This is a genomic window from Tannerella serpentiformis (assembly GCF_003033925.1).
GTDB classification, from domain to species: Bacteria; Bacteroidota; Bacteroidia; order Bacteroidales; family Tannerellaceae; genus Tannerella; species Tannerella serpentiformis.
Genome location: NZ_CP028365.1, coordinates 2,505,547 through 2,518,601 on the forward strand (window position 1 = coordinate 2,505,547; position 13,055 = coordinate 2,518,601).

Sequence of the window (13,055 nt, forward strand, 5' to 3'; positions counted from 1 at the left end):
GGCTCAATTTTTTACTCGATACAATATGAAGAAGAAAAGACTTTACGCTACGCTACTTATCGCGGCCCTTCTCGCCTCTTCCGGGGGCAAAATATGGGGGCAGGCAGGCGCTATACTGAGTCCGGACGGCAATCCGAGCGGAACGGTGAAGGTGAATAACGCATTCGGCGCCGGAGAGTCCTCGATCATCAGCAACGGAACGAGTGCGACGAGAAATATACTGGGTCCCAACCTCACGCTGAGCCCTTATCCTAATCCAGATTTCTCGTACACCGGCGGGGTAGCCTACAATCGGGCGTACACCTATCCACTTTTTGTCTCGCCGAGCTTAACCGACATCAAAATAGGTGATAACGGCGTCGACGGAAACCGTCCCAATGGAAATATGGTAATCCGAGCTTATACTGGACAGGGATACGCGCTGGGATGGATCTCCGTAATTAATCGTATTCCGAACAAATCGATGCATCCCAACAACGTTCCCTATCCAACGAGCTACCCCGACTTAGCAGGATTGGATGCAAATACGCAGCCTAAACGATTTCAAAAATCACCAGATGGAACACCTCAGCTCAAGTTGATAGAGTTCTCTTTCAACAAGAATAATTATACGAACTATAAGGCAGAAAAATGGTATAAGTTAGGGATTGGCGATCATCCAGACCTAACTCCAGCTTTAAATGGAGTCGTAAGAAGCAGACATGGAGGCAAGGATGCTTTCGCGCCATGTGGTGAAACGGTCTTTACGGCAATCAGCTGCGTAAACGATCCCAATGTGCCGGGCGGTTATATCATTAGAGTCATACAGCATCAGATGCCAGCGGGAACGTATGCAGAAACATCTTCTGGACCTGCCCCTATCCCGGAGGCGGTATATACTTCTACGATCGACGGGTACTATACGAAGTCGTGGGATCCTACTTTTTTCGGTCGCATAGGCAGCCCAGACAGCACGCGCAGGAATTATCCGACGGACGATGGGGTGCGTTTGGTGCAGCTGACGGGTAGCCCGATGCAGGATGCCGCCGCTTTGTCTAATCAGATCTCTCTCCTCTGCGGCGAACAATGGGGGATCGCTGAAAAACTATCAGCGCCCCACGAGTATCGTGCTCCCGACGGGTATCCATCAATTCAGCAACTTGATATTCGAAGATATCCGCTGGTACTTTGAAAAAGATGAAGCGAGTATCGATACCACGATCCAGCCGGATGCTATGAAGTTTATTGGGCAGCTTGGTCGATGCAATTCAGGCGCATCCGTTGCTTATTCAATTAAGCCCTTCTGGAAAAAAGCCGTAGATATCGGGCAGACATTCGTCGACGGCGCCGTGGTGCTGCAGCCCGACGCGCGGGTATGTATCGCGCACGACGTAAAAGACCGCACCGCGACGCCGGCCACCTCTCACGCCGGCACCGCCCTACCCAATACCGCCCACGGATGCCATCCTCGCGCTCCCCAATAACGACTCCGCACACGGCGGAAGGTTCACCCTGCGCATCCGCGGCAACATCGACAGCGTGAATATGTCCCAAACGCCGACCGGTTCGCAGGATCCCTTCTTCAAGCAAGGCAATTTTCCGCAGGCCGCGACAGATATTTATTTACCTTAATTCCGCAGCACTTTTTCTTGTGATATAATTTTGTGTGTTGAGGAGTCTTTTTGCCTCTACATGTGATAGGAAGCGACCTTAGACTGGTATTAGTCCTTGCAGGCGCATAAAATCCCCCACCCAAGCCAATGGGGAAAATGAATACCACAAAGAAATGCTGTTTATTCAAGGAAAACTTCAGAGTAGTATGCTTTATTGGTATAAAGGTTTAGAACGTTCTGCCTTCCTGTGCGCACCCATTTCGCTGGCACACTGACAAATTGCAGGATAAAGGCTTTCAATCTGCTTGTCTTTTTCAACGGCTTAACCTTTTCACTGATACGACGGACGAGATAGAGATAGAAGTTCTTCAGCATGGCGGTAACCATCATGAACACCATGTTCTCAGCCATAAAGGAAAAGGGCAGATGTGCCCAGCCGAAGTCATTGTTCTGTATGTCGAAGTTCTTTTCACTTGCTCCTCGTCCATTGTAAAATGTAATGATGTCTTTCTCGGTTGATACCCAATCATTGGTAAAGGATACAGCGATATGTGTATATCACTCCGAACATATCCGTCTGTTTCTTACCACCCTTGTCCCTTAAAGGACTTCGCTGTACGACAAGCCTGTATGACTTTCCTTCAATGAGGTTGTCCATGTTGATGGATGTGACATCGTATTTTTCATAACCAACCTCGACGCTCTTCCATTCTTTCAGTTGGCGGAACTCTTCATAACGAGTGCCACAGTTGGCAGCACGTATATAGAATGTGTTACAGCGTTGCTCTACGGTTTGGATAATTTCCTTTGAGAACGACCCACAGTCGGCACGGAAACGCTCTATTGTCACACCAAGTTCTGAGATTACTCGGTCCATAATGCGACGAAGCGTGTCTTCCTGATGAAATTTCACATTGGTGTTTCCATCACGATTCTCACCTCCAACGATAATGCCCCCAATGGAAGCCCAACCAGGGAAGTAGCCAAAATCCTGTTTGTAAGAATATTTTGCATCGAACTTGTGGGCAGGAATAAACTGATGATCAAAGTCCAAGTCAACATGGCTGCCTACCTTTATAAGCCCCATCTGTCGTATCATTCGCAGAAGTAAGGTGTCCAGTTTCTCTGCTGCATTGAAGCTATACGACTTCCCAGAGATCTCGCTCTTATAGACGACATTCTCTTCGGCAAGATCCTTAAGTCCACGTCCTACAGTGTCGGCACCAGGCAGTTGCGTACCAGGTCTCTGCCTGAACTGCCCTATAAGTGTATTGATATTCTCAAGACATTCTCCACCACAAAGGTAACTGAAGAAGAGAGAACCGAAAATGCTTCCATGACTAAAAGCCTTATCGCTACACCCACGTTTGCCCAAGACAGATTCTGTAAGTTTTTCAAAGCCCAACTTTGAAAATACGTCCATAATATGATAAATTCCACCGAAAGAAGTGATATTCTCGTTTTTAATTGCTACCTTTACCATGTCAGATTTTTGCTTACTTGTTATGTTTGCAGCACCAAGATAGGTGAAATTTCTGACATATCCAAGTGTTCTGAGAACTTTGTTTCTCAGAACACTTGGAGTTCTTACAAGAATTTATGCTGCGGAATTAAGGGAGACTATACTTATAGCTTGGAAGTTATTTATCGTTTGACAAGCCTTCATCTAATCGCTACCGCTTATAGCCTTTATTTTGCTTTAGGTTCTTATTGAGGTCTAATGCACGTGATGGGATAGGGAAGACGATAGTATGTCGGTCGGCTTCCGTTGCGGGTGCTGTACGGATGTCGTAAGACTTATGAAATCGGTTGAAACGGATGAGGTCATTACGACGCCAGCCTTCCCACATTAGTTCCATAATACGTTCGTTTAGGATATTCTCTAATGTTGCTGTTCTATTTCCCATTCCACTACGGCTACGAACAAGGTTCAGTTCTGTGTTGCCATTCTCTCCGTTACGCACAGCCGCTTCTGCCTTCATAAGTAAAACATCAGCATAACGGAAGAGAACAATGTCATTGTTAGGATTTTTTCCATCATTGTATGAGGTGCGGTCTACCTCATATTTCGCCATTCTCGCACCTGCAGTCTTAATATATGAACTGTTGGTAAGGTTTATCTCTACGGCAAGCGGCATATAGACAAGTGGCTTCCCATTCTCTAAATATACAACATTCCCATCTACTCGAACTGTGTCTGAATAAAGGTTATAGGCATATCGAGTGTCAACATTATTCGTCCCATACCCAAAGGTATTGACAGTAGATATCGTTGCACAAGCCCCGTTCTCAGCCCCTGTACCTAAAGCGCTTCCGTGTGCATAGTGACGAGAGCGGAAGAGATATTGGAATTGGTTCTTATAAAGGTGCTTGTCAACAGGAATGATAAATATATTCTCTGGTGAGGTCTCGTTGTGAACTGAGAAGTTACTGAGGTAATCTGGTGCTAACGTAAATCCATCAGCAGTGACTTTATCGCAGTAGTATTTGCAAGCCTGCCATATATTCATTTGCTGACCATCAACGGTAAAGTAAATTTGTTTACCATTAGGTTGCTGACTATCTGTCCAATCTGAATCAGAATAAACCTCACCATTCAGCATTAACTTGGCAAGTAAGAAGTTAGCCACAGAGCGCGTTACACGTCCATAGTCTGTGCCTGCAAGGTTGCTATGCCCAGTGGAAAGCAGTGGCATTGCCTCTTGTAGTTCCTTTACAATAAACTTATATACCTCCGGGCGACTTGTTTGTTTCGTGTTCTCAGTATCTTCGCTTACTGTTGTTACCAATGGTATGTTACCAAACATATCCATTAGATAATAGTAGTATAAGGCGCGGATTGCTCTGACTTCAGCCCGATAAGCCTTGTATTGATTGTCGGTCAGTAGCTGTCTGTTCTTGTCGATTGTAGCAAGTGCTTCATTACTGAAAACAATGACCTTATAGAGATACTTCCATGTGTCGTAAAGTGGTTTACTATCTACTGCCCAGTTGTGTCTGTATAAGTCTACCCAGAAGCCTCCGTCATACCAATCACCACCACGGACCGGTATGATAGCTTCATCTGTTGTGAACGTATTATAGTCGTACACACCACGATAAGTACCTTGTAGCCCCTCGCTATCTTTGTCACCTCCTATGTAGTTATACAAGGTAGCGACAGCATTAATATAAACATCATTGTCTGTTGTATAGACATGCTGTGTATCGAGACAATCTTTGCAGTTCTCGTCCAGGCAGCCAGTTAACGTAAGGATGCTAAAAAAAAATAGAGGTCGAAGTAAGTATTTCATTTAGAATAGTATGCTTTGTTGTAATCAATTGCTTAGAACTTAATGCTTACTCCGAAAGAGTAAGTACGATAAGGGGGATAGGTGCGCTTGTCGTCAATGCCTAACGTGTTGTCAACTACATAGCTATTAATAATCGGTGTCAAACCACTATAGCTTGTAATTGTTGCGAGGTTATTGATGCTGAAAGATACACGTAATGAACTGAAATATTTGTTTCTAACGGGTGTGTTCCAACCGATTGTAAGATAATCGAAGTTCAGATAATCACCACGTTCCAACCAATAGTCAGTCACGTTTTGGTCAACGATATTCCGTGCTGGAGCTTCTGCAAGGACGTTATAGTCTGGGAAATTCGACATATTCAGATAAGACAGGGCTGTGCCGTTAAATATCTTATGCCCGAAAGCACCATTCATCTGTAAGGAGACATCGAAGTCTTTGTATCTAAAACTGATGTTTGACCCCAACGTCATCTTTGGTGTAGCCTGTCCTGCAACATATCTGTCACCATGATCACTGAGGTCGATTACGTTATCATTATTCAAATCTGCAATGTCGTATTTGTTGTGTCCATGTCCGTTGTCAACGATTCCTTTGCAATGAGGAAGATAGAAAACACCTAACGGTTGACCTACTATCTGATAAATAATATCATTATAACCGCCATGGAAACCGGCACCATTCATGCCACCGATAGGAGTAATATCTGATGCTGTCATATCCCTTCCATTGAGTTTGCCATTGAGGGAGAGGAGTTTATTCTTTTGCCATGCCATATTAATGTTAACATTGAGCTCCATGTCTTTCTTTGAGATAGGAACGATGCCTATGCCCAACTCACAACCACTATTAGACATTGAACCGATATTTGCCAGCAGCTTATCAAAGGCGAAAGTTGGTACTGGTACGTCATATTCATAAAGCATATCAGTTGTCTTAGAATAGTAATACTCTGCTGTGAGCAATAATCGATTTTTGAAGAAACCAAGGTCAGCACCAATATTAAAGGTGCTACGTGTTTCCCAACGTAGGTCAGGATTACTATTTCGTAAGGTACCCATTGTGACCGTTGGTGTTCCATTATATGAGATTAAACCAACCGGAATATACTGTTTTAAAGTCAGATAAGAACTGATTCCACCAAGGTTTCCTGACTGACCATAGCCTGTTCGTAGGTCCATAAGACTAACCGTATTGTTATCACGAAGGAAACGTTCTTTCTTAATATTCCATGTTGCTGAGATAGAAGGGAAGAAACCCCAAGTATGGTCTTTACCAACCATTGACGAACCATCTGCACGTGTTGTCAGATTAAGTGTGTATCGATTGAGCAATGTATAGGTAAGTGTACCCATAAAAGAGGCAAGACTTGGGTCGGCATAACTGCTCCCCGTACCTCCGTAAGGACGATCTGAAGCTACACCAAGGTTGTTATAACCAAAGTAATTGTTGGCTAATCCCTTTACTTGTGTCCAAAAGGCAGCCATCTTCTTCTTCTGATATTCGGCAAGAATGGTGGCAGAGAGGTTGTTTGCACCCCAACGATGCTTCCAATCAAGAGAGATATTACCTAATATTTCCTCTGCCTTTCGTTCTCCTCTATAAGCTAATCCCTGTGCCCATACCCATGTAGGAGCAAACTTCCCATTCTCCGTTGAGGTATAGGAATAGGAACCTAAGGCAGACAACTGCAGGTTATGAGGAAGCTGCAGGGATAATTGTAGATGTGAATTGAACGTAAGATTCTTCTCGTCGTTTCGTTCAAAGAGCAGTGGTTCAGTCGGTGCAATCTGTGAAGCGTTGTTGTTCCTTTGCCATCCATTTCCAACTTTATGGAATGAAAGTGTTGGATTCATTGCGGCGGTAGAATAGGAAAGTGCCTGAAGATCGAATATCTTTTCATCTTGCTGGGAAGAACCGAATACGCCAAAATCTATTTTCAATTTCTCATCAAAGGCAAGTTGCGAGATATCCAACTTAGCCATGAAGTTATTGTAATCCTTAGTTTTTATAACCGTCTGTCCACGCACATAGCCTAATGAGGCACGATAGTTGGATTTGTCACTACCTCCACTAAAAGCCACATGATGTGAATTGACAAATCCTATTCGTACTATTTCTTTCTGAAAATCAGTGTCATAACCTTTGTCAACGTAATCTAACCCTAAAGCTTTTGCAGCACTAATATACTCTGCTGCATTCAGCATACGAAGATGTTTGCATACTTTATCAAAACCAACTGCTCCATCGTAATAAATCTGAAACTTGCTACCATTTCCACGCCTTGTCTTTACCTCAATAACACCCGATGCTCCTCGTGAACCATACTTAGATGTTTCTGACGCATTTTTAAGAATAGTAAAGCTCTCTATATCAGCTGGGTAAATAGTAGATAGCGTTGCCAAATCACTTGAAACACCATCAATGAGGACCAGAGGATCGTTACCACCAGTAAGTGATGTGGTACCACGAACGCGCACACTCGTCAACATTGCCATACGGTCCTGACCATTTGTAACGACATTTACACCGACAGCTTGTCCTGAAAGGGCATTGATAGCAGAATTAACTAAACCTTTATTCATCTGCTTTTCACCTACCTTTGCCATTGAGCCGATAACAGGAAAGGTGTCATTGACAAGGAATAATGGCTGCCTTTGCTCTGTAGTGATCGCTTTATGTCGTCTCTGTGCATTGGCAACATCTGTAACACCAATTACCAAAAGGCAGCAAACAAGAGAGCGGGTTAGAATGTATTGTCTACTCATGTTAGGATGCAATAAATGTTATTTATACTGATTATCCAAGCAAATATACATATTTTTCGGGAGATAGATCGGTGATTGCAGTTTTTTTTGCTACTTTGCCGTGTTGTCCTTATATACCTTAATTCCGCAGCACTTTTTCTTGTGATATGATTTTGTGTGTTGAGGAGTCTTTTTGCCTCTACATGTGATAGGAAGCGACCTTAGACTGGTATTAGTCCTTGCAGGCGCATAAAATCCCCCACCCAAGCCAATGGGGAAAATGAATACCACAAAGAAATGCTGTTTATTCAAGGAAAACTTCAGAGTAGTATGCTTTATTGGTATAAAGGTTTAGAACGTTCTGCCTTCCTGTGCGCACCCATTTCGCTGGCACACTGACAAATTGCAGGATAAAGGCTTTCAATCTGCTTGTCTTTTTCAACGGCTTAACCTTTTCACTGATACGACGGACGAGATAGAGATAGAAGTTCTTCAGCATGGCGGTAACCATCATGAACACCATGTTCTCAGCCATAAAGGAAAAGGGCAGATGTGCCCAGCCGAAGTCATTGTTCTGTATGTCGAAGTTCTTTTCACTTGCTCCTCGTCCATTGTAAAATGTAATGATGTCTTTCTCGGTTGATACCCAATCATTGGTAAAGGATACAGCGATATGTGTATATCACTCCGAACATATCCGTCTGTTTCTTACCACCCTTGTCCCTTAAAGGACTTCGCTGTACGACAAGCCTGTATGACTTTCCTTCAATGAGGTTGTCCATGTTGATGGATGTGACATCGTATTTTTCATAACCAACCTCGACGCTCTTCCATTCTTTCAGTTGGCGGAACTCTTCATAACGAGTGCCACAGTTGGCAGCACGTATATAGAATGTGTTACAGCGTTGCTCTACGGTTTGGATAATTTCCTTTGAGAACGACCCACAGTCGGCACGGAAACGCTCTATTGTCACACCAAGTTCTGAGATTACTCGGTCCATAATGCGACGAAGCGTGTCTTCCTGATGAAATTTCACATTGGTGTTTCCATCACGATTCTCACCTCCAACGATAATGCCCCCAATGGAAGCCCAACCAGGGAAGTAGCCAAAATCCTGTTTGTAAGAATATTTTGCATCGAACTTGTGGGCAGGAATAAACTGATGATCAAAGTCCAAGTCAACATGGCTGCCTACCTTTATAAGCCCCATCTGTCGTATCATTCGCAGAAGTAAGGTGTCCAGTTTCTCTGCTGCATTGAAGCTATACGACTTCCCAGAGATCTCGCTCTTATAGACGACATTCTCTTCGGCAAGATCCTTAAGTCCACGTCCTACAGTGTCGGCACCAGGCAGTTGCGTACCAGGTCTCTGCCTGAACTGCCCTATAAGTGTATTGATATTCTCAAGACATTCTCCACCACAAAGGTAACTGAAGAAGAGAGAACCGAAAATGCTTCCATGACTAAAAGCCTTATCGCTACACCCACGTTTGCCCAAGACAGATTCTGTAAGTTTTTCAAAGCCCAACTTTGAAAATACGTCCATAATATGATAAATTCCACCGAAAGAAGTGATATTCTCGTTTTTAATTGCTACCTTTACCATGTCAGATTTTTGCTTACTTGTTATGTTTGCAGCACCAAGATAGGTGAAATTTCTGACATATCCAAGTGTTCTGAGAACTTTGTTTCTCAGAACACTTGGAGTTCTTACAAGAATTTATGCTGCGGAATTAAGGATATATACTCTTTTATGAGTTGAGGAACTTAAAGAGAGAAGCCTAAATTATCATTAATATGGATAAGATTCTTCTAACGGCTTTGCTGATGGGCATGTCTGTGTCTGGTATTCATGCACAGAAAACCATTGTTGAGCCTACTTTCACCGAATGGCATGATCTTCAGGTGAATGCCGTCAATCGTTTTGCAACGCATACAGACTTCTTTGCCTTCGCACCGACTGAGAATGTGCACAGTAGGAAGTTTGATATGAAGCAATCAGCTAACTATCTTTCGCTCAATGGAGATTGGAAGTTTAATTGGGTTGAGAATGCCGATCAACGTCCAACCGACTTTTTTCGCACTGATTTTGACGATTCTCAGTGGAAAACCTTCCCCGTTCCTGGTATCTGGGAGGTGAATGGCTATGGCGACCCTGTCTATGTGAACATCGGTTTTGCATGGCGTGGTAACTTTAAGAACAACCCTCCAGAAGTTCCTTTTACGGAAAATCACGTAGGTTCTTATCGTCGTACTATTACCAGACAACTGGGATGGTAAACAAGTTATTGCTCATTTTGGCTCTGTAACGTCTTGCGTATATCTGTGGGTGAACGGTAAGTTCGTAGGTTACAGTGAAGACTCAAAGATTGGACCAGAGTTTGATGTAACAAAGTACATCAAGAAGGGTGAAAATCAGTTTGCTTTTCAGGTGTTCCGTTGGTCAGATGGCAGCTATTGTGAGGATCAGGACTTCTGGCGGCTCAGTGGTGTTGCTCGCGATAGCTATCTCTATGCTCGCGATGCAAAGCAGCACCTGAAAGATATTCGTGTAACACCTGACCTCGCCAATGACTATAAGGATGGTACACTTAGTGTCAATCTCCAACTTGCTGGTAGCACAAAGGCGTTCTTAATATTGGAGGATGCAGATAATAATCTTGCAGCTAAGACCGTCGTCACAGCTGATAAGGCAGGACAAGCAAAGGCTTTTATGGAACTTAGAAACCCTAAGAAGTGGTCGGCTGAGACTCCTTACCTCTATAACCTCTATGTTAATGTAGAGGATGCTAAGACGAGCAAGGCTATCGAGACTATCCCACTCAAGGTTGGTTTCCGCAAGGTTGAAATAAAGAATGCACAAGTACTGGTCAATGGTCAGCCTGTTCTCTTCAAGGGAGCTAACCGTCATGAGATGGACCCAGACGGTGGTTATGTTGTGACACGTGAGCGTATGCTTCAGGACATTAAACTGATGAAAAGGTTGAATGTCAATGCTGTGCGTACTTGTCACTATCCTGACGACCCTATTTGGTACGACCTTTGCGACGAGTATGGACTCTACGTTGTTGCTGAGGCTAATCAGGAAAGCCACGGCTTTGGTTACAGCAAGAATGCTATATCGGGCAGTCCGCTCTTTGCCAAGCAGATTATGGAACGCAATCAGCATAATGTCGGAACAAAGTTTAACCACTCAAGCGTCATTTTTTGGAGTCTTAGTAACGAAACTTGTTATAGCAAGAACTTTGATGATGCATACAATTGGATTAAGTTACAGGACCAGAGTCGCCCTGTACAATATGAGCGGGCAGAGCTAAACGGCTATGCTACGGACATCTTCTGCCCAATGTACTATTCTCCAAAGGCTTGTGAGGATTGTTTAAAGAACGCAAAGTGCACTCGCCCTCTTATCCAGTGCGAGTATAATCATACGATGGGTAACTCAGGTGGTAACTTGAAAGACTACTGGGACCTTGTACGCAAGTATCCTAAGTTCCAAGGTGGATTCGATTGGGACTTCGTAGATCAAGGCTTACATCGCAACCCTAATTTTGACGCTTCTCGCTCTTTGGAAGATTATGAACGTGCGGCTGATGCTGCCAATGTGAAGACCGAATACACATACGGTGGTGACTACAATAAGACGGACCCATCAGATAACAACTTCAACTGCAATGGTATGATTGGTCCTGACCGTCAACTAAATCCACATGCCTATGAGGTTGCATACGAATATCAGAATATTTGGGCACACCCCGTCGACCTCAAACAGGGTAAGATTGCTGTCCATAACGAATACTTCTTCCGCAATCTTAGCAACTATCGTATGGAGTGGAGCCTTGTAAATGAAGGTAAAATCGTTGAGAAAGGTACGATTGACCAATTGAATATTGCACCACAGCAGACAGTTGAATACACCTTGCCAATAGCAGGTAAGGAGTTTGATGGTGAAGTGTTGTTGAATATTGACTTTAAGTTGAAGTCTGCCGAACCTTTGATGGCTGCAGGGCAGACTATTGCTGAAATGCAGATGGAGGTACAGCCTTGGCAACCAATGCCAAAGATGGAGCCTATCGTCAAGCAAAAGATAAAGGTCACAGACAATGTGAAGGACAGCTTTGTTCGCTTTGCTGGCAATAACTTCGATATCACTTTCGATCGTAAGACAGGTTTCCTTAACAGTTATAAGGTTGATGGTCGTAGTTTTTGGGGTGAAGGTGGTACTTTGAAGCCTAACTTCTGGCGTGCTGTGACAGATAATGATATGGGAGCCAATTTCCAGAAGCGTCTGTCAGTTTGGAAGAATCCTGCGATGACACTGAAATCACTGCAGGTTGAGAAGAAGATAAATAGTCTCACAGCGGTGTATGAACTACCACAGGTTGGCGGACAGCTGTGCCTCGTTTACCATATAGCATCAGATGGTGCACTCCACGTAAGTATGGATATAGAATTCAAAGAAGATAGCAAGGCTCCTCAGCTTCCTCGCTTCGGTATGTTGATGCAGTTGCCTTACGAGATGGATAAGTCGGTATTCTATGGTCGTGGACCTATTGAAAACTATGCTGATCGTAAGCTATCACAGCGCATCGGACGCTATGAGCAGACTGCTGATAAGCAGTTTTTCCCTTACATCCGTCCACAGGAAACAGGTACGAAGAGTGACATCCGTTGGTGGCAACAGACTGATAACAGTGGTCGTGGTTTCCGAGTATTATTTGACGAGGCTGCTTTCTCTGCCAGTGCATTACATTACAATATCTCTGACCTCGATGAGGGAAGTGAGAAGCATCAGCGTCATAGCTATCAGGTGCCACTGTCTAAGTACACTAATCTCACTTTGGATGGTGCAACGATGGGTGTGGGCGGTATTGATAGCTGGGGTTCTGAACCACTGAAGAAATATCAGTTGCCAGCTGAAAATCGTGCTATGCACTTCTGGATAGTACCAGTATTCTAAGCAGAACATCTGTATTAAGAAAATAAAAAAAACGCCTTTGCATGAGAATTGCAAAGGCGTTTTTAATTAGAATCACAATGTTATGAGAAACTTTTTTCGGTATTGATAGCGTAGCCTCATCACGATAAAACATCACAAAAGCCATACTTTTCGCTCGTTATGGAATCATGATGAATCGTGTGGGTTGTTTGACCCGAATAGACTATTATCCGTTGTATTCATAGACTGAAGTTATTTGTTCAGCTTTGTCTTAGCATTTCAAACTTATAGGTAAACTAACAAAACAGCAACCTATTATCCATAAGAAATGGTGTAACTATTCAGCGATAATAAACGTTGAATATCAAGAACTTATAAACTTAACATTGTGGCAAAAAGGCTCGAAAAGGCATTCTTTATTAGAATTTGTCTGCACCTATTTGTGTAATTTACTGATAATCAATAATAGTCTATGAACCTTAT

The 13,055-nt window shown here is 43.5% G+C and carries 4 protein-coding genes and 3 pseudogenes; 3 read left to right on the forward strand and 4 right to left on the reverse strand.

Annotation, left to right across the window (positions count from 1 at the left end; all coding sequences use genetic code 11):
* The first annotated feature begins 25 nt into the window (after positions 1-25).
* Both C7123_RS10575 and C7123_RS10580 read left to right on the forward strand, forming a co-directional pair.
* A complete protein-coding gene (locus C7123_RS10575) occupies positions 26-1,171 on the forward strand; it encodes a hypothetical protein (RefSeq protein WP_069175004.1) in 1,146 nt (381 codons plus the stop codon).
* Positions 1,140-1,463 (forward strand): hypothetical protein, encoded by a 324-nt coding sequence (locus C7123_RS10580; RefSeq protein WP_069175005.1) that lies wholly within the window; start codon positions 1,140-1,142, stop codon positions 1,461-1,463. The genes C7123_RS10575 and C7123_RS10580 overlap by 32 nt, the downstream gene beginning before the upstream one ends.
* Positions 1,464-1,772: 309 nt before the next feature.
* Here the strand turns inward: C7123_RS10580 and C7123_RS10585 are convergent.
* From C7123_RS10585 to C7123_RS10605, 4 genes and pseudogenes are all read right to left on the reverse strand, one after another.
* A pseudogene (locus C7123_RS10585) lies at positions 1,773-3,075 on the reverse strand (IS1380 family transposase).
* 190 nt (positions 3,076-3,265) lie between these two features.
* Positions 3,266-4,885, reverse strand: a complete 1,620-nt coding sequence (locus C7123_RS10595) for a RagB/SusD family nutrient uptake outer membrane protein (protein WP_037979006.1) — start codon at positions 4,883-4,885, stop codon at positions 3,266-3,268.
* Between the two features lie 32 nt (positions 4,886-4,917).
* Positions 4,918-7,653: a SusC/RagA family TonB-linked outer membrane protein gene (locus tag C7123_RS10600; protein ID WP_083206835.1), complete on the reverse strand. Its 2,736-nt coding sequence runs from the start codon at positions 7,651-7,653 to the stop codon at positions 4,918-4,920.
* 283 nt (positions 7,654-7,936) lie between these two features.
* Positions 7,937-9,239: pseudogene (locus tag C7123_RS10605) on the reverse strand (IS1380 family transposase).
* A gap of 191 nt (positions 9,240-9,430) precedes the next feature.
* Between C7123_RS10605 and C7123_RS10615 the strand changes: the two are divergent.
* A pseudogene (locus tag C7123_RS10615) lies at positions 9,431-12,593 on the forward strand (glycoside hydrolase family 2 TIM barrel-domain containing protein).
* Positions 12,594-13,055 lie beyond the last annotated feature (462 nt).